The 17681-nt window shown below is 65.1% G+C and carries 14 protein-coding genes; 5 read left to right on the top strand and 9 right to left on the bottom strand.

The window, feature by feature from the left end; translation table 11 throughout:
- Nucleotides 1–686: 686 nt before the first annotated feature.
- The 4 genes from Q0Y09_RS12175 to Q0Y09_RS12160 form a co-directional block, all read right to left on the bottom strand.
- Nucleotides 687–902, bottom strand: a complete 216-nt coding sequence (locus Q0Y09_RS12175) for a DUF896 domain-containing protein (RefSeq protein ID WP_297722104.1) — start codon at nt 900–902, stop codon at nt 687–689.
- Nucleotides 903–917: 15 nt separating this feature from the next.
- Entirely contained in the window at nt 918–1721 is an 804-nt protein-coding gene (locus Q0Y09_RS12170; protein WP_297722101.1) for a YlmH/Sll1252 family protein, read from the bottom strand.
- The gene (ybaK, locus tag Q0Y09_RS12165) at nt 1714–2202 is read right to left on the bottom strand and encodes a Cys-tRNA(Pro) deacylase (protein ID WP_297722098.1); all 489 of its coding nucleotides are present in this window, start codon (nt 2200–2202) and stop codon (nt 1714–1716) included. The genes Q0Y09_RS12170 and ybaK overlap by 8 nt, the downstream gene beginning before the upstream one ends.
- A gap of 304 nt (nt 2203–2506) precedes the next feature.
- Nucleotides 2507–4267 carry an ABC transporter ATP-binding protein gene (locus tag Q0Y09_RS12160; RefSeq protein ID WP_297722096.1) on the bottom strand — a complete coding sequence of 587 codons (1761 nt, stop codon included), beginning with the start codon at nt 4265–4267 and terminating at the stop codon, nt 2507–2509.
- A gap of 147 nt (nt 4268–4414) precedes the next feature.
- On the opposite strand from Q0Y09_RS12160, the gene Q0Y09_RS12155 reads away from it, so the two are divergent.
- Genes Q0Y09_RS12155 through Q0Y09_RS12145 form a run of 3 tightly spaced genes read left to right on the top strand, consistent with a single transcriptional unit; the run spans nt 4415 to nt 7413 of the window.
- Nucleotides 4415–5377: an AEC family transporter gene (locus tag Q0Y09_RS12155; RefSeq protein ID WP_297722094.1), complete on the top strand. Its 963-nt coding sequence runs from the start codon at nt 4415–4417 to the stop codon at nt 5375–5377.
- 19 nt (nt 5378–5396) lie between these two features.
- Nucleotides 5397–5984: an HD domain-containing protein gene (locus Q0Y09_RS12150; RefSeq protein ID WP_297722092.1), complete on the top strand. Its 588-nt coding sequence runs from the start codon at nt 5397–5399 to the stop codon at nt 5982–5984.
- Nucleotides 5985–6024: 40 nt separating this feature from the next.
- Nucleotides 6025–7413 carry an MATE family efflux transporter gene (locus tag Q0Y09_RS12145; RefSeq protein WP_297722090.1) on the top strand — a complete coding sequence of 463 codons (1389 nt, stop codon included), beginning with the start codon at nt 6025–6027 and terminating at the stop codon, nt 7411–7413.
- A 965-nt stretch (nt 7414–8378) separates the two neighbouring features.
- Here Q0Y09_RS12145 and Q0Y09_RS12140 read toward each other — a convergent pair.
- The 3 genes from Q0Y09_RS12140 to Q0Y09_RS12130 are packed head-to-tail and all read right to left on the bottom strand — an operon-like array spanning nt 8379 to nt 12636.
- Complete coding sequence (locus Q0Y09_RS12140; RefSeq protein WP_297722088.1) at nt 8379–10430, bottom strand: ABC transporter ATP-binding protein; 2052 nt, start codon at nt 10428–10430, stop codon at nt 8379–8381.
- Nucleotides 10430–12166 (bottom strand): ABC transporter ATP-binding protein, encoded by a 1737-nt coding sequence (locus tag Q0Y09_RS12135; RefSeq protein ID WP_297722086.1) that lies wholly within the window; start codon nt 12164–12166, stop codon nt 10430–10432. The genes Q0Y09_RS12140 and Q0Y09_RS12135 overlap by 1 nt, the downstream gene beginning before the upstream one ends.
- Nucleotides 12160–12636, bottom strand: coding sequence for a MarR family transcriptional regulator (locus Q0Y09_RS12130; protein ID WP_297722083.1), 477 nt, complete (start codon nt 12634–12636; stop codon nt 12160–12162). The genes Q0Y09_RS12135 and Q0Y09_RS12130 overlap by 7 nt, the downstream gene beginning before the upstream one ends.
- Nucleotides 12637–12821: 185 nt before the next feature.
- Between Q0Y09_RS12130 and lexA the strand changes: the two genes are divergently transcribed.
- Nucleotides 12822–13445 carry a transcriptional repressor LexA gene (gene lexA, locus Q0Y09_RS12125; protein ID WP_297722080.1) on the top strand — a complete coding sequence of 208 codons (624 nt, stop codon included), beginning with the start codon at nt 12822–12824 and terminating at the stop codon, nt 13443–13445.
- A gap of 425 nt (nt 13446–13870) precedes the next feature.
- Nucleotides 13871–14335: a methylated-DNA--[protein]-cysteine S-methyltransferase gene (locus Q0Y09_RS12120; RefSeq protein ID WP_297722077.1), complete on the top strand. Its 465-nt coding sequence runs from the start codon at nt 13871–13873 to the stop codon at nt 14333–14335.
- Between the two features lie 317 nt (nt 14336–14652).
- On the opposite strand, the gene Q0Y09_RS12115 is transcribed toward Q0Y09_RS12120, so the two are convergent.
- Nucleotides 14653–16011, bottom strand: a complete 1359-nt coding sequence (locus Q0Y09_RS12115) for a trypsin-like peptidase domain-containing protein (RefSeq protein ID WP_297722074.1) — start codon at nt 16009–16011, stop codon at nt 14653–14655.
- Between the two features lie 117 nt (nt 16012–16128).
- Nucleotides 16129–17295, bottom strand: coding sequence for a sporulation integral membrane protein YtvI (ytvI, locus tag Q0Y09_RS12110; protein ID WP_297722071.1), 1167 nt, complete (start codon nt 17293–17295; stop codon nt 16129–16131).
- Nucleotides 17296–17681: the final 386 nt, after the last annotated feature.

Here is a 17681-nt window from a genome sequence, read left to right as displayed (position 1 = left end):
TATGGCCATGCCACCTTCCCCCTGGAAGGGGGAAGGTCCGCGGGCGCACACACAGGTGCGCCCCTACGGGCTACACGGTTACAGATATGCAAGACCGCCATACCCGGCGAGCCGATGGCGTCCCCCCGTCATTCTGAGGGCGCAGGCCGAAGAATCCGTTGCCTCCCTCTTTGAGGGAGCTGTCAGCGAAGCGGACGGAGGGAGCCCGTTCCATGACGCAAAAGGGCGGGGAGAATGGATGCTTCGCTCAGCATGACGCGGTGATATCCCATAGGGGCCGACCTGTGTATCGGCCAGGGTACAACCTCCGGCCCACCCTCATCCGTCATGGCCTTTGGCCATGCCACCTTCCCCCTGGAAGGGGGAAGGTCCGCGGGCGCACACACAGGTGCGCCCCTACGGACCACACGGTTACAGATATGCAGAACCGCCACATATGGCGGCCACCTGGCCTAGGCCCGCGCTGGGAGGTGATTTGGCGCGCCGGAGCACACCCAAGGTTTCCCCTCATCCGGCGGCTGACGCCGCCACCTTCCCCCCTGAGGGGGGAAGGTCTGGAACGTGCAACACGCAAAACCTTCCCCCTGGAAGGGGGAAGGTGGCCCGTAGGGCCGGATGAGGGTGGGGCAGTGGGGAGGAGTTTGTCTTGCTCTCCGTGTCCGGCATCCCCCACAGCGCCCAAAAGATCAAAGCTCTTTTGGGTCCTTTTTCTTCAGCTTGGTCTTGTTGCCCTTTTCGTCCACGATATAGGTGTTATCCAGGTGGGCGGTGAGGTACGCCCGGATGGAGGCCCGGTACTCGGCCCTTAAACCCTCCCGCTCGGCCTCCTCCTCCAGGGTGAGGCCGTCGGCCTTGGCCTTCCGGGCCAGTTCGTTGATGCGGTCGATCTTATGCTGCTCCATGGGGCAGTCCTCCTTTTACAGATAGCGTTCCATGACGATCATGATGCGGCCCTTTTTGGACGTGCCGGACACCTCCGTGAGCACGCACTTGCCCAGGCCCCGGCAGGTGAGCACGTCCCCGGCCTCCACCAGCCGGTCGGGCTTGTCGCACTCCCGGCCATTGAGGGTGAGCTTTTTGGAGGAGATGAGGGCGGCCATCTTGCTCCGGGAGAGGGAGAAGCCGGTGGAGGCCACCGCGTCCAGCCGCAGGGCGGCCACCGTGTCCCGGATGAGCTTCACCTTCTGCTCCGGTGGACGCAGCTGGTCCAGGGGGCAGGCCGTCACCTTCACCCGGGCCCGGCCCACCTGGTCTAATTGGGTGAGAAGGACGTGCTCCACCTCCCGCAGGAGGAGGACCTGACAGACCCCGTCCCCCACCAGCAGGTCGCCGATCTTCTCCCGGGTAAGGCCCAGGCCCAGAATGGACCCCAGGTAGTCCCGGTGGGTCAGCTTTGCCCCGTCGCCCCCGGAGGGGGTGAGGGTGAGGGCGGCGATGGGGGCCTCCTCGCCGGACGTGAAGTCCTCCGGCTCCATCCAGTCGGGGAGAAAGGCGATGAGCTTCCGCTCGGCATTTTCCCAGCCGCCCCAGAAGAGATGGGCGGGGTGGCCGCAGGCGGCGATGAGACGCTCCGCCGCCTCCTGCTGGGCCAGGGTGAGGAAAAAGGTGTGGGCGGGGACGGAGCGGTTCCGGGCCAGCTCCAGCTTGTCCATGACCCGGGCCAGGACCAGCCGCTCGTCGGCGTCGGCGGAGAGTTTGGTGAGGAGCTCGGTCTTATTCATGGGCCTTCACCACGTCGGCAAAGGAGCCGCCGATGAGCCCCGCCAGGGCGTCGGGGGAGAGCTCCACCTGAGCGCCGATCTTCCCGGCGCTCACCAGGATGGCGGCCCGGTCCCGGGCGGAGGCATCCACCACCGTTTTGAGCCGCTTTTTCATGCCGATGGGGGAGCAGCCCCCCCGGACATAGCCGGTGAGGGGGGTGAGCTCCTTGACGTGGATGAGCTCGATGGACTTCTCCCCCACGGTCCTGGCCGCCTTTTTCAGGTCCAGTTCGGCCAGGACCGGCACCACGAAGACATAATTTGCCTTGGAGGCCCCACGGGTCACCAGGGTCTTGAAGACCTCCCCCGGGTCCCGGCCAATGAGGGCGGCCACCGTGGCCCCGTCCACCGCTTCCCCCGCGCCGTGGGGGTAGCTGTGGGGGGTGTAGGGGATCTTCTTTTGATCCAGGATGCGCATGACGTTGGTCTTTTCTTCTGCCATGAGGATGCTCCTTTTTATTGTAGAGAGATGGAACAGCGTGGTCCGCAGGCTGCCCCTGTCCCCGCGTCGTCCTGAGCGGAGCGAAGGACCCGTTTCTCCTGCCTTTTCCCCCAGCGCTGGGGATGGGAATACGGATTCTTCGGCTTCGCCTCAGAATGACGGGCGGGAAAAAACAGGATGCCGTGGCCCGCAGGGGCGCACCTGGGTGTGCGCCCGGCCTGGGCGGCAACTCCCTCAGTCAGTTTCGCTGACAGCTCCCTCGAAGAGGGAGCCAAAAATGCCTTCCCCCTAGGGGAGACGGACTTTACGAGGACGACGAGACCGACTGCTGGGCCCGCCAGAGGTCGGCGTAGGCCCCGTTTTGGTCCAGGAGGGCCTGGTGGCTGCCCTCCTCGGCGATGTGGTTGTCGTCGATGACGATGATCCGCCCGGCGGAGCGGATGGTGGAGAGCCGGTGGGCGATGATGAGGGTAGTGCGGCCCTTGGCCAGCTCGTCAAAGGCCGACTGGATCTTGTGCTCGGTCACCGAGTCCAGGGCGGAGGTGGCCTCGTCCAGGATGAGGATGGCAGGGTCCTTGAGGAAGATGCGGGCAATGCTCACCCGCTGCTTCTGGCCGCCGGAGAGCATGACCCCCCGCTCCCCCACATAGGTCTGGAAGCCGTCGGGCATCTCCATGATGTCGTCGTAGATCTCCGCCTTTTTGGCGGCGGCGGTCACCTCCTCGGCGGTGGCGTCGGGGCGGCCATAGGCGATGTTGTCGTAGATGGTCCCGGCGAAGAGGAAGACGTCCTGCTGCACGATGCCGATGTGCGAGCGCAGGTCGTGCTGCTTCAGGTCCCGGACGTCGCAGCCGTCGATGGTGATGCGCCCTTCCGTGACGTCGTAGAACCGGGGGATGAGCTGGCACAGGGTGGACTTGCCCCCGCCGGAGGGGCCCACCACCGCCACCGTCTCCCCGGGCTTGATGTGGAGGGAGACGTGGGAGAGAACATCCTCGCCGTCAGGCTCATAGCGGAAGGTGACGTCCTCCACCCGGATGTCGCCGTCGACGCGCTCCACACTCTGGGCGTCGGGGGCGTCGGTGATCTCCGGCTCCAGGCGCATGAGCTCCACGAAGCGCTTGAAGCCGGCCATGCCCTGCATGAACTGCTCCACGAAGGCGGAGAGCTTGCGGATGGGGGTGATGAAGGTGGTCACATAGAGGGAGAAGGTGAGGATATCAATGTAGTCCATGCTCCCCTGCATGAGGAAGAAGCCGCCGGCGGCGATGACCAGCACCGGCATGATGCCCATGGCCAGCTCCATGCCGGAGTGGTAGATGGCCATGGTCTGATAATAGCCCCGCTTGGCGCCGCGGAACTGGTCGTTGGAGCTTTCAAACTTGGCGATCTCGGCCCCCTCGTTGGCGAAGGCTTTGGCGGTGCGCATGCCGGAGAGGGAGGATTCCAGCTCCCCATTGATGCCGGAGAGCTTCTTCTTCACCTCCAGGGAGGCGGCCGCCATGCGCCGGCGCTGGAAGATGGTGAAGAGGAGGAAGAGGGGCACCACCGCGAAGACGATGAGGGCCAGCTGCCAGCGGATGGAGAGCATGACGGCGAAGGCCCCCAGCAGGGTCACCGAGGAGATGAAGAGGTCCTCGGGGCCGTGGTGGGCAAGCTCGGTGATCTCAAAGAGGTCGCCGGTGACCCGGCTCATGAGCTGGCCGGTGCGGTTCTTGTCATAGAAGGAGAAGGAGAGGTCCTGCATGTGGGAAAAGAGGTCGGAGCGGATGTCGGCCTCGATGCGCACCCCCAGCAGATGGCCCCAGTAGGTGACCACATAGGTGAAGACCCCCTTGAGGAGGTAGGCCGCCAGCAGGGCGGCCATCACCAGGAAGAAGGTGCGGTAGAGCCCCTGGGGAAGGGTGGTCTCCAGCACCTGACGGGTCACCGCCGGGAAGAGGAGGTCCACCAGGCAGATGCCCAGGGCGCAGACCATGTCCAGGAGGAAAATGGCCAGGTGTGGCTTGTAATAGGAGGTGAAAATGCGCAGATAGCCGCTGCGCCGCATTTGTTCGGGTGTCATGAGCCGCCGTCCTTTCTCGTCAATGGGTTGTAAAGGCAGGTCCAGTATATGCCACTTTTCGGGATCTTGTCAACCTCGCCGCCCTTTACAGGGGACCTCCCATCCGATATAATATCCTCTATGTGAAAAAAGCGGGGGACCGGACAGATGGAGCTCATTGGAAACTTTCTCGTGGTGGCCAGTCAGGTGGTCACCCTGTTTTTATTGATCGGGGTCGGCTTTGTGCTGGCCAAGCTGGGGCTCCTCCGTCCGGACGGCGTCTCCCAGATGTCCACCCTGGCCCTCTATGTGGTCACCCCCTGCGTCATGATCCGCTCCTTTGAGACGGAGCGGACCCCCGAGCTGCTCCACATCCTTCTGGGCTTTTTTGCTGCCTATGCCGTCTGCACCCTGCTGGGCATTTTGATCGCCCAGCCCTTCTTCCGCCGGGAGGCCCCTGACCGGCAGGCGCCCCTGCGCTTCGGCTCGGCCTATGGCAACAACGGCTTCATGGGCCTGCCCCTGGTCATCTCGGTGCTGGGGCCGGAGGCCGCCATCTTCGGCACGGTGTCGGCGGTGGCCTTCAATCTGCTGCTGTGGACCCAGGGGCTCAAGACCATGGGGGGGAAGGTGGGCCTGCGGGCGGTGCTGGTGAACCCGGCCACCGTGGGCACGGCGGTGGGACTCACCCTCTTTCTCACCGGCTGGTGGCAGCCCGTCCCAGGCCAGCTCCACCTCCCCGCCACCGTCAACAACGCCATCAGCTTCCTGGCCGACCTCAACACCCCCATCCCCATGGTGGTGCTGGGGGCCCAGATGGCGGGGAGCCCCCTGAAGGCCGTCTTCACTGACCGGAAGCTCTATCTGGCCGCCTTTCTGCGGCTGCTGGCCGCCCCCCTCATCCCCCTGGCGCTGCTCCTGCCCTTCCACTTAGATCCCATGTCCTACTGCGCCTGCGTCATTCTGTGCGCCGTGCCCACCGCCGGGGCCACCGGCATGCTGGCCCAGCGTTTCGGCCGGGACACCTCCGCCGCCGCCCGGCTGGTCACCCTCACCACCCTGCTCTCCGTCATCACTCTGCCCCTCTTCGCCGTGGCCGCTCAGACCCTCTCCGGCCTGGGCCCGGCGTGAGGCATACAGGAGGTATCTTATGTCCGCCAAGGAAGAATTCATCGAGATCTACACCGCCAACATCCAGCGGGAGGGGGCCGACGCCCTGCTGGACTATCTGGAGCACAAGTCGGACTTCTTCACCGCCCCCGCCTCGGCCCGGTATCACGGGGCCTATGAGGGGGGCCTGTGCGAGCACAGCCTGAACGTCTACCACTGCCTCACCGAGTACCTGGCCCGGGAGCGGGTCCAGGAGCTCTACGGGGTGGAGGTTCCCGCCGAGAGCATCGCGGTGGCCGCCCTGCTCCACGACCTGTGCAAAGTGGGCTGCTACCGCCAGGGCACCCGGAACGTGAAGGGGCCCGACGGCAAGTGGCAGGCGGTGCCCACCTTTTATTATGAGGACAAGCTGCCCTACGGCCACGGGGAGAAGTCGGTCTACATCATCTCCGGCTTCATGAAGCTCAAGCGGGAGGAGGCCATGGCCATCCGGTGGCACATGGGCTTTTCCGGGGAGGAGGACAAGCGCCTGGTGGGCCAGGCGTTCCAGCAATACCCCCTGGCCTTCGCCCTGAGCGTGGCCGACATGGAGGCCACCTACTTCCTGGAAAACGAGGACCCCAACTGACCCGCCGGTGGCGGGAGACACGGAAAGGAGCTGCTGCGCGGTGCGCAAGGTAAAACGGGAAAACGATCTGGGTCGGGACCCGGTGGGGAAGCTGCTGGTGCGGCTGGCCGTCCCCACGGTGACGGCCCAGCTGGTCAACGCCCTCTACAACATCGTGGACCGCATGTATATCGGCCACATCGAAGGGGTGGGGGACCTGGCCCTCACCGGCCTGGGGGTGTGTTTCCCCGTCATCATGTTCGTCTCCGCCCTCTCTGCCCTGGTGGGCGTGGGGGGCGGCTCCCGGGCGGTGGTGCGCATGGGCTCCGGGGACCAGGAGGGGGCCAGCGCCATCCTGGGCAGCTGCGCCACTCTGCTGGTCATCCTCTCCCTGGTCTTTACCCTGGTCCTCCAGCTGGTGAAGGCCCCCATGCTCTACCTCTTCGGCGCCACCGACAACACCATTGGCTACGCCCTGGACTACCTCTCCATCTACCTCTCCGGCACCCTCTTTGTGGAGCTCTCCCTGGGGCTCAACTGCTTCATCACCGCCCAGGGCTTCTCCACCATCGGCATGGCCACCGTCCTCATCGGGGCGGTGACCAACATCATTCTGGACCCCATCTTCATCTTCGGCTTCGGCATGGGGGTGAGGGGGGCCGCCCTGGCCACCATCACCGCCCAGGCGGTGTCGGCGGTGTGGGTGGTCACCTTCCTCCTGGGCAAGCGCACCAGACTGCGGCTCCAGCGCCGCTACGCCCGCCTGGACTGGAAGGTCCTCGCCCCGGTGCTGGCCCTGGGCATCTCCCCCTTCATCATGCAGTCCACCGAGAGCCTGGTGAACATCGCCTTCAACTCCTCCCTCAAGACCTACGGCGGGGACCCGGCGGTGGGGGCCATGACCATCTGCTCCTCCATCATGCAGGTCTTCTACCTCCTCTTCCAGGGCCTCTCCCAGGGCGCCCAGCCCATCATCGGCTACAACTACGGCGCAGGGAACATTGACCGGGTGAAGAAAGCCTTCCGCCTTCTCTTTGTCTGCGCCCTCACCTTCAGCACCCTCGCCTGTCTGTCCATCGAGCTCTTCCCCGGTGTGTTCGTGGCCATGTTCAACGACAAGCCCGAGCTGGTGGAGATCGCCGTGTGGACCCTGCGGGTCTACGCCGGCGGCATGTTCATGCTGGGCGTCCAGAACGCCTGCCAGCAGACCTTCGTGGCCCTGGGTCAGGCCAAGATCTCCCTCTTCCTGGCCCTGCTGCGGAAGATCATCCTCCTCATCCCCCTCATCCTCATCCTGCCCCATTTCCTCAGCAACCAGGTGCTGGCCGTCTTCCTGGCCGAGCCCGCCGCCGACGTCCTGGCCGCCCTGGTCACCGGGAGCCTCTTCTTCTGGCGCTTCCCCCGGCTCCTCCGGACCCGGGAGGCCGAGCTCCGGCAGACCAACGGCTGAGTGCTGCAACGAAAAAGACCTTCTGTCCACAGACAGAAGGTCTTTTTTTCTTTCGGATACAGTCAATGGCTGCGCCTGTGTGCGCCTGTCCCCACCCCCCGTCATGCTGAACGGGAGCGAAGCATCCGTTTCTCCCGTTCCGTTTCGGGACAAGAAGACTCCCTCCGTCAGCTTCGCTGACAGCTCCCTCAAAGAGGGAGCCAACGGATGCTTCGCCTGCGGCTCAGAATGACGGAGCATATCTGGGCGCGTCTGGGAAGCCGAGCCCCACAGCAAAAGAATTGCCGGGCTGAAACGTCGGGCCGATGAGGACATCGGCCCCTACACACCGATCACAGCGTGGTCCGTGGGACGCGCCTGTGTGTGCGCCCGTCCCTACCCCCCGTCATGCTGAGCAAAGCGAAGCATCCGTTTCCCCCGTCCTGTTCCGGGACGGGAAGACTCCCTCCGTCAGCTTCGCTGACAGCTCCCTCAAAGAGGGAGCCAACGGATTCTTCGCCTGCGGCTCAGAATGACGGAGCATATCTGGGCGCGTCTGGGAAGCCGCGCCCCACAGCAAAAAAATTGCCGGGCTGAAACGTCGGGCCGATGAGGACATCGGCCCCTACACACCGATCACAGCGCGGTCCGTGGGACGCGTCTGTGTGTGCGCCCGTCCCCACCCCCCGTCATGCTGAACGGGAGCGAAGCATCCGTTTCTCCCGTTCCGTTCCGGGACAGGAAGACTCCCTCCGTCAGCTTCGCTGACAGCTCCCTCAAAGAGGGAGCCAACGGATGCTTCGCCTGCGGCTCAGAATGACGGAGCATATCTGGGCGCGTCTGGGAAGCCGCGCCCCACAAGGCGTGGCGTGCCATCGGTGCGGCGGGCGGCATGTATGCCGCCCCTACACAACCACCGCAGCGTTGGCGTAGGGGCCGATGTCCCATCGGCCCCTTGCACATCGTGGCATGGTCCCGCCGGCCCCTTATTCCAGCTCGGCGCCGCCGGTATAGAGCTGGTAGTACCGGCCCTTCTGGGCGATGAGGTCGTCGTGGTCGCCCCGCTCGATGATGCGCCCTCCCTCCAGCACCATGATGGCGTTGGAGTTGCGCACCGTGCTCAGCCGGTGGGCGATAACGAAGACGGTCCGCCCCTCCATGAGGGCGTCCATGCCCTTCTGGATGATGCGCTCGGTCCGGGTGTCGATGGAGGAGGTGGCCTCGTCCAAAATCATCACCGGGGGGTCGGCCACGGCGGCCCGGGCGATGCCCAGCAGCTGCCGCTGGCCCTGGGACAGGTTGGCCCCGTCCCCGGTGACCATGGTCTGGTAGCCCTGGGGGAGCCGCCGGATGAAGGAGTCGGCCCCGGCGATTTTGGCCGCCTCCACACAGTCGGCGTCGCTGGCCTCCAGCCGGCCATACCGGATGTTGTCCATGACGGTGCCGGTAAAGAGGTGGGTGTCCTGGAGGACCGCCCCCAGGCTCCGACGCAGGTCGTCCTTCTTGATGGCCTTGACGTCGATGCCGCCGTAGGTGATGACGCCGTCCTGGATCTCATAGAACCGGTTGACCAGGTTGGTGATGGTGGTCTTGCCCGCGCCGGTGGAGCCCACAAAGGCGATCTTCTGGCCGGGGTTTGCGAAGACGGTGACGTCGTGGAGGATCTGTTTCTCCGGCACATAGGAGAAATCCACGTTTTTCAGCCGCACCGCGCCGGTGAGCTGGGCCAGGACATAGCCCGCTTCCCGCTGGACGTCCCCCCGGATGCGGTGAAGGCCGCAGGCCGGGTCGTCCTCATGGGGGTATTTCCAGGCCCACATGGCCCCTTCGGTCCCCTCGGGACACTCCGTCAGGGCGTCCGTCTCGTCCTTCACCGCCCGGGTGAGGACGAAACGCCCGTTGTCGGGCACCTTCCAGGCCCACTCGTGGACGTGGGCCCCCTCGGGGGCGGGGGCCATGCGGCCCTGCCCGTCCCGGACCACGGGGACCAGGGTGACGAAGCCCTCGTCCACCTCGCTCTTTTCATCCATGCACTCGAAGATCCGCTCAGCGCCGGCCAGGGCGGAGAGGATGGTGGTGAGCTGCTGGGAGATCTGGTTCATGGGCTGGCCCACCTGGCGGCAGTAGTTGAGGTAGAGGGTGAAGGAGCCCAGGGGCAGACCCATGACGATGGAGAGGACGCCGCCGAAGGCGGCGGTGAGGGCGTAGCCGATGTTCATGATGTTCATGGCGATGGGCATGATGGCGGTGGAGTAGAAGTTGGCCGCCGTGGCCGAGGCGCGGTAGCTCTCATTGAGCGTGGCAAAGAGGTCCTTGGCCGCCCCCTCGTGGGTGAAGGCTTTGATGACCTTCAGCCCCTCGATGGTCTCCTGGATGTTGCCGTTCACCGCGCCCAGGTCGGCCTGCTGCTTCTGGTAGTAGCGCCGGGACCGGCCGCCGAAGACCTTGAAGACCAGGAAGGTGGCCCCCAGGGTGAGGGCCGACACCAGGAAGAGGAGGGGGCTCACCACCAGCATGACCAGTACGGTGCCCGTGAACATGAGCACGCTGGAGAGAAGGGAGACCACGCTCTGCTCCAGGGCCATCTGGACGTTGTCGGCGTCGTTGGTGAAGCGGCTCATGAGCTCGCCGTGGGTGTGCCTGTCAAAATAGGAGAGGGGGAGGGTCTGCATGTGGTCAAAGAGCTCCCTGCGCAGGCGGTTGGTCCCCCGCTGGGCCAGCTGGACCATGATGCCCGACTGGGCGTAGGTACACACCCAGCCCACGGCATAGATGGCCAGGAGCTTACCCACATCGGCGGCCAAGCCGGCGGGGGAGGCGTAGACCCCCCCGGCGATGTTGTTGATGATGACCAGGTTGATATAGCTGGAGCCGGCGATGTTGGTGAGGACCGACCCCAGAAGGCAGGCCAGGACGATGAGAAGGGGCCATTTCTTTTGGGTCAGATAGCCCATGAGCCGGGCCACGGTCCTGCCCAGGTCCTTGGGCTTCTGGAAGCCCCCCCGGGCGCCGTGCCCTCTGCCGTGCTGCTGTGCCATTATTCCTGCACCCCTTCCTGCTGAGACTGGTAGATCTCCTGATAGATGCCGCACCGGGCCAGGAGCTCGTCGTGGGCGCCCACGTCGACGATCTTTCCGTCGTCCAGCACCAGGATGCGGTCAGCCGACAGGACGGAGGAGATGCGCTGGGCGATGAGAATGACGGTGGTGCCCGCCAGGTTCCGCTTGAAGGAAGCCTGGATCCGGGCGTCGGTGGCGGTGTCCACAGCGGAGGTGGAGTCGTCCAGGATGAGGACCGCCGGGTGGCGGAGCATGGCCCGGGCGATGCACAGCCGCTGCTTCTGCCCGCCGGAGACGTTGGTGCCCCCCTGGGTCAGCTGGGTGTCGAAGCCGTCGGGGAAGGCCATGACGAAATCATAAGCCTGGGCGTCCCGGGCGGCCTGGAGCATCTCCTCCTCGGTGGCGTCCGGGCGGCCCCAGAGGAGGTTTTCCCGGATGGTGCCGGTAAAGAGGACGTTATTCTGCAAGACCATGCCAATGCGCCCCCGGAGCTCCTCCAGGGGGTAGTCCCGCACGTCCACCCCGTCCAGGAGGACCGCCCCGCCGGACACGTCATAGAACCGGGGAATGAGGTTGACCAGGGAGGATTTTCCGGTGCCGGTGCCCCCCACCACGGCGATGAACTCGCCGGGGCGGATGGTGAGGTCGATGCCGCTGAGCACGTTTTCGCCGGTGCCCCCCACGTCGTACTTGAAGTCCACGTTCTTAAACTCCACCTGGCCCCTGGCCTGGGGCAGGTCGGCGGGGGAGAGGGGACCGTCGGTGATGGAGGGCTGGGTGTCCAGCACCTCATTGATGCGGCGGGCGCAGGCGATGGACCGGGAGAGCTGCAAAAGGCTCATGCCCAGGACCATGACGCTCATGAGGATCTGGAAGATATAGGTGATGAAGGAGGACAGGTCGCCGATGAGCATGCTCCCGCCCAGGACCTGACCGCCGCCCAGGTACAGCACCGCCGCGGTGGCCCCGTTCATGGCCATCATCATGATGGGGACCATGGCGATGACCCGCATATCCACGTTGACGGCGGCCTTGGTGAGGGCGTCGTTGGAGACCTTGAACTTGGTCTTCTCATAGCCCTCCCGGACAAAGGCTTTGACCACCCGAATGGCCACCAGATTCTCCTGGATGGTGCCGTTGAGGGCGTCGATGCGCTTCTGGAGGACCTGGAAGAGCCGGTTGCACATGGTCATGAGGACGGCGATGGCGATGACCAGCAGGGGGATGGTCACCAGCATCACCACCGCCAGCTCCCCGTTGATGCTGACGGCCACCGCCAGGGCCGCCGCCAGCATGACCGGGGCCCGGACCAGCATCCGCAGGGCCATGGTCACCATCATCTGGACGGCGTTGACGTCGTTGGTGATGCGGGTGATGAGGGAGGCCGAGGAGAACCGGTCAATGTCGGCAAAGGAGAACTCCTGGATCTTGTTGTAGATGCCCCGGCGCAGGTTGGCGCCGAAGCCCTGGCCCACCATGGCGGCGAACTTGGCCCCCAGCATGCCGCACAGCATGCTGCACACCGCCAGCGCCAGCATCACGCCGCCCATTTTCAAAATATAGCCCAGGTCGCCCTGGGCGACGCCCACGTCCACGATGCCCGCCATGAAGCGGGGGAGGGCCAGTTCGCAGGCCACCTCCAGGATCATGAGCAGGGGGGTAATGAGCGCCAGGTGCTTATACCCCCCCATATAGGGAAAGAGTTTTTTCAGCATGAACCATCCATCCTTTCCGTTGCTTCCCCGCCCCGGAGGTTGCGGAGCATCCGCTGCTGGAAGACCCGGACCTGCTCCATCTCCGCCGGGGTGAAGCCGGCAAACATCTGCCGGTCCACCGCGCGGAAGATCTGAAGACAGGTCTCCATGGCCTCCCGCCCCTTGCCGGTGAGGCGCACCGCCTTCCGGCGCTGGTCGGCCTCGCCGGGCAGCTTTTCCACATAGCCGCCCCGCTCCAGGGATTTGAGGGAGACCGCCACCGACGCCGGCGAGATGCGCATGGCGTCGGAGAGCTCCCGCTGGGAGGAGACCCGCCCCTCCCGCTCCCGGAGCAGAAAGAGCAGCATGGGATTGCCCAGGTCCCCCAGGCCCCGCTCCGCCAGCTCGGTGAGCATGCGCTGTTTTCGGGCCCGGGCCACCGCCTGAAAGGTGATCCCGGGCAGGTCAGCCTCCCGCTCCTTGTGCAGCATGGTCTCCACCTCCGAAATTAGTTAACTGGTTTATTTTTAGCATGCTTACCTATGATAGTCCCTCATAGTTGCATTGTCAATGAATTTTCTGTGAACGTCTGCTGCCAAATATCTTAGAACGTCTGTTTGACTTTTTGTGCATGCTATGATAACATGATTTCAACTGAGAAAAGGAGGGACTGCCCATGAAGGGCCTGACCGAGAAGCAGCGCCAGATCTACCAGTTCATCGTCTCCTTCCAGCAGGACCACGGCTATCCCCCCTCGGTGCGGGAGATCGGGGAGCACATGGGCCTAAAATCCCCCTCCACCGTCCATTTCCACCTCAAGGGCCTGGAGGAGGCCGGTATCATCACCAAGGCCGAGGGCAAGACCCGGGCCATCACCATAGCGGGGGGCTTTCCCGCCCCGGAGCGCCGCCGGGAGGCCGAGCCACCCAAAAACCAGGTCCCCGTGGTGGGCGATGTGGCCGCCGGCGCCCCCATCCTGGCCCAGGAGAATATCGAGGACTATCTAGTCTTTGACACCGGCCGCCTGGCCGGGGAGCACTTCGCCCTCCGGGTCCGGGGGGAATCCATGCTCTTCGCCGGCATCCTGCCCGGGGACTATGTGGTGGTCCACCAACAGGAGTCCTTCCGCAACGGCGACATCGTGGTGGCCCTCTTTGAGGACGAGGCCACGGTGAAGACCCTCCGCCGCAGGGACGGCCACGTCTGGCTCATGCCGGAAAACCCTGAGTACGACCCCATCGACGGCGACGGCGCCCAGCTGCTGGGCAAGGTGGTGGCCGTGGTGCGGCAGTACGACTGAGCAGGCACATCTGCCCCTGCCGGGCCGATGGGGACATCGGCCCCTGCGGGATATGACCGCGTCATGCTGAGCAAAGCGAAGCATCCGTTTTCCCCGTCCTTTTGCGTCATGGGCCAACTCCCTCAGTCAGCTGCGCTGACAGCTCCCTCAAAGAGGGAGCCAACGGATTCTTCGGCTCCGCCTCAGAATGACGGGTGGCTCAAATGGGCCATATCCCTGTTCTGTGGGGCGCGGTCTCCCGGACGCGCCCATGCGCCACATCATTCTGTGGGGCGCGACGACCTCGGCGCGCCAAACCACGCAGTAGGGGCGCACCTGTGTGTGCGCCCGCTGGCACGGTAGCCACGCCGTTTGTGTGCATGTAGGGGCGGCATATCATCACCGTGCAGGGCCGCGCCCTATGGTGAAAAAAAGGAGGGACCCCCATGGCCTGGCTGTCCTTTGAGACCCCCTTCGGGACCATGGCGGTGGAGGGGGAGACCGCCCTCACCCGGCTCTGGCTCCCGGACGCCCTGCCCGTCCGGCAGGACAGGGAGGAGGAGACCCCTCTGCTGCGCCGGGCCCGGCGGGAGCTGCTGGCCTATTTCGCGGGGGAGCGGCGGGCCTTCGACCTGCCCCTCGCCCCGGCGGGGACGGATTTCCAGCGCGCGGTGTGGGCCGCCCTGGCCGCCATCCCCTACGGCCAGACCCGGACTTACGGGGCCCTCGCCGCCGCCATTGGCCGGCCCAGAGCCGTCCGGGCGGTGGGACAGGCCAACCACAAAAACCCCCTGCCCATCCTCCTCCCCTGTCACCGGGTGGTGGGGAAGGGGGGCGCCCTCACCGGCTACGCCGGCGGTCTGGACCTCAAGCGGGCCCTCCTGACCCTGGAGACGGCCCATTTAGGCTGAGCCGCACCGATATGGCGGGCCCGGCCCCTGCGGCCACCCCCTCAGTCAGCTGCGCTGACAGCTCCCTCAAAGAGGGAGCCAAACCGGCAGCCCTATCGCACCACCTCTGTTGTGGGGCGCGGCCTCCCGGACGCGCCCATGCGCCACGTCATTCTGTGGGGCGCGACGACCTCGGCGCGGCACCACATCGGACGGGCGGCTGGTAGCCGCCCCTACAAAACCACCATAACGTTGGGTATACAAACGAAGCCCCGAAAAAAAGCGCGGCCGCCGGGAATTTTCCCGGCGGCCGCGCCGTCGTTTTCGTCCTTGGTCTCTCAATAGAACCAGGGGCTCAGCTCACCGAAGGGCCAGAAGAAATTGGGGATGTCCTCCATCTGGGGCTGCTGCTCCTGCTGCTGCTGTTCCAGCTCGGCCTGGGCCTTTTCCTGGGCCGCCCGGCGCTCGGGGGTGTCCTCGTCGAAGGTGAGGGTCAGCTGGAGCTTCTCCCCGTCGCGCTCCACCTCCAGCTCCACCGTGTCCCCGGCCTTGTAGGACTTCTTCTGCTCCACCAGCTCAGCGGAGGAGAGGACCGTCTTGCCGTCCATGGCGGTGATGATGTCGCCCTTTTCCAGCCCAGCCTTGGCGGCGCAGGACTTCTCGTCCACGCTCTCCACCAGGGCGCCCTGGCTCATGCCGTAGCGCTCGGAGATGCTCTCGGGCACGGTGCTCACGGTGATGCCCATATAGGGCTTGCCGGTGACATAGCCGTTCTCCATGATGTCGGTGACCATGTCCCGGATGTCGTTGATGGGGATGGCGAAGCCCAGGCCCTCAATGGTGGCCGAGGAGCCGCTGGAGCCGGACAGCTTGGCCGAGGTGATGCCGATGACCTGACCGTACATGTCAAAGAGGGGGCCGCCGGAGTTGCCGGAGTTGATGGCGGTGTCGGTCTGGATCATGTTCATGACCTCGCCGTTCTCCATGGTGATGCTCCGGTCCCGGGCGGAGATGATGCCCGAGGTCATGGAGTAGGTGAGCTCGCCCAGGGGGTTGCCGATGGCGACCACCTGCTCGCCCACCCGCACGTTGTCGGAGTCGCCGATGATGACGGGGGTGAGGCCGGCGGCCTCGATTTTCAGCACGGCGATGTCGTTCTCCGACTCGCCGCCCACCAGGACGGCGTCGTAGCTGGAGCCGTCCACGAAGGTGACCTTGATGCTGTCGGCGTCCTCAATGACGTGGTAGTTGGTGAGGATGTAGCCATCATCCGTGATGACGAAGCCGGACCCCGCCGCCGCCTGGGACACCGGCTGACCCCACACGTTGGTGGTGACCTCGGTGGTGATGCCCACGGTGGAGTTCACGAAGGCGGCGTAGATCTCAGGCGCGGTGAGGACCTTTTTCCCCGTCACGTTGGAGACGCTGACCACCGTGGGGGGGCGGGTGCCCTCCAGGAGGGTGGTATCCGCCGGGGAGAAGGCCCCGGTGGCCGCCCCCACGCCCACGCCGCCGGCAATGCCGCCCACCAGGGCGCAGGCCAGACACAGGGCGACCATCCGGCCCGCCCCCTTCTTCTTCCGGTGGGGCTCGCCCTCGCCGCTCTCCCGGCCCAGGGGCCGGCCGGTGGTCTCAATGGGGTCGCTCCAGGGGTCCTGGGGACCGTTTTCCTTGTTATAATAGCCGTTATCGTACATAAAACGTCGCTCCTTTGAAAGGGAATCGCCCTTATCTCTCTGTTCGCGTCCTATTCTACCGGGAAATTGTGACCATTTCATGAAGAAAGGCAAAAGGATTTTTGAACGGTCCGCAAATCATTTTTGAACGGGCTGCTCCGGCCGCCGTAAAAGGGCTGCGGTGTCCTGGACGGCCAGGGCCAGGTCGGCGCACAGGCCGTCGAAGATGCCGGTCCGGGCCACATTGATGGCCACCAGGCACAGGACGGGCCCCAGGACCATGCCGACCACGCCGGCCAGACGCATGCCCACATACAGGCTGATGAGGGAGAGGATGGGGGAGAGGCCGGTCTGACTGCCCACCGCCTTGGGCTCGGCCACCCGGCGGAAGATGCAGATGAGCCCCCACACCACCATCAGCCCCAGGGCGTGGGGCCAGTTCCCCGTGAGGAGGTCCACCGCCGCCCAGGGCACCATGACGGTGCCCGAGCCGATGATGGGGATGAAGTCCAGGATGGAGAGCCCCAGGGCCAGCAGCACAGCATAGGACTGCCCGATGATGAGGAAGCCCACCAGCAAAATGGCAAAGACGCCGATGGAGATGATGAGCTCCGCCCGGATATAGCCGGCAAAGGCGCCCAGGGCCGTGTGCTTGATGTGGGAGAAGAAGGTCCGGACCTCCGGCGGCAGCCGGTGGGTGAGGAGGAAGCGGTAGCGGGGGTAGTCGGCGGTGATGAAGTAGGCCCCCATGACGAACACGGTGAGGGCCACCACGAAGGAGGGCACCGACATGGCAAAGTTCCCCGCCCAGCTCCCCAGCATGGGCATGACGGTGCTCACCCAGCCGCTGAAATCGGCCCACAGGTGGTCCAGGCTGCCGGCCACAAATTCCTCCACCTCAGCGGGCAGGTAGGAGAGGAGCTTGGTCAGCCACTGGTCGGCTGCCTCCACCCCCACCTGGAGGGATTCCCAGACCCCCTCCCAGTTGTTGAGGAGGGTGCTCACCTCGCTGAACAGACTGTGGCCCAGGCCAAAGAGGACGCCCCCTGCGGCGGCAAAGGCCAACAGGATCAGCAGCAGCGACAACAGCCGCCGGGAGAGCCCCAGCCGCCGCTGCAGCCCCTTCACCATGGGGTTGAGCAGCCAGGCCGTCACCAGCGCCAGCACAAAGGGCATAAAGAGGCTCAGCAGGGGAGGGAGCAGATAGCGCAGCGCCAGCACGATCCCCACCGCAAGCAGCAGCCGTATTCCAAGGCGTATCCACAGTCTGCCCCGCTCCCGCCAGGTCAATTCTCCCCGCTCCACACGCGGCACTTCCTTTCCGGAGGGTTTGCCCGCCCGAACCGGCGGGCCCCTATCGAAGGGACATTATAGCAGGTCTTTGCCGCAACTTATCACGAATTTGTAAATCTTTCCGGGCCTTTTTCCCCGCCGGCGGACTTCGAACAAAAGTTTGCACATTTTCCACAAGGTTTTCCACAGGGAAAATCTGGGTGTGCATTTGTCCCCTCCCCGCGTCATTCTGTGGGGTGCGACGACCCCGGCGCGCCAAACCACGCTGCGGGGTTTGGGTAGGGGTGGCCTGTGGCCGCCCCTACCCAAAGAGCCTTCCCCTGGGGGAAGGGGGCTGGCCGAAGGCCAGACGGATGAGGGGAGACCCCGGACCCAGGATGATCTTCCCCCTCCCAGGG

Origin of the sequence: Intestinimonas sp., assembly GCF_026169115.1 — a bacterium.
Classification (GTDB): domain Bacteria; phylum Bacillota; class Clostridia; order Oscillospirales; family Oscillospiraceae; genus Intestinimonas.
The sequence above is the reverse complement of the archived record's forward strand: the minus strand, read 5'-3'. Positions and strand labels throughout refer to the sequence as shown.

Bases quoted from the DNA above. Each gene is read 5' to 3' on its own strand.
- Q0Y09_RS12150 (WP_297722092.1), top strand. From the start codon at position 5,397: ATGTCCGCCAAGGAAGAATTCATCGAGATCTACACCGCCAACATCCAG.
- Q0Y09_RS12135 (WP_297722086.1), bottom strand. From the start codon at position 12,166: ATGCTGAAAAAACTCTTTCCCTATATGGGGGGGTATAAGCACCTGGCG.
- lexA (WP_297722080.1), top strand. From the start codon at position 12,822: ATGAAGGGCCTGACCGAGAAGCAGCGCCAGATCTACCAGTTCATCGTC.
- Q0Y09_RS12170 (WP_297722101.1), bottom strand. From the start codon at position 1,721: ATGAATAAGACCGAGCTCCTCACCAAACTCTCCGCCGACGCCGACGAG.
- Q0Y09_RS12115 (WP_297722074.1), bottom strand. From the start codon at position 16,011: ATGTACGATAACGGCTATTATAACAAGGAAAACGGTCCCCAGGACCCC.
- Q0Y09_RS12120 (WP_297722077.1), top strand. From the start codon at position 13,871: ATGGCCTGGCTGTCCTTTGAGACCCCCTTCGGGACCATGGCGGTGGAG.
- Q0Y09_RS12140 (WP_297722088.1), bottom strand. From the start codon at position 10,430: ATGGCACAGCAGCACGGCAGAGGGCACGGCGCCCGGGGGGGCTTCCAG.
- Q0Y09_RS12160 (WP_297722096.1), bottom strand. From the start codon at position 4,267: ATGACACCCGAACAAATGCGGCGCAGCGGCTATCTGCGCATTTTCACC.
- Q0Y09_RS12155 (WP_297722094.1), top strand. From the start codon at position 4,415: ATGGAGCTCATTGGAAACTTTCTCGTGGTGGCCAGTCAGGTGGTCACC.
- Q0Y09_RS12175 (WP_297722104.1), bottom strand. From the start codon at position 902: ATGGAGCAGCATAAGATCGACCGCATCAACGAACTGGCCCGGAAGGCC.
- ybaK (WP_297722098.1), bottom strand. From the start codon at position 2,202: ATGGCAGAAGAAAAGACCAACGTCATGCGCATCCTGGATCAAAAGAAG.
- Q0Y09_RS12130 (WP_297722083.1), bottom strand. From the start codon at position 12,636: ATGCTGCACAAGGAGCGGGAGGCTGACCTGCCCGGGATCACCTTTCAG.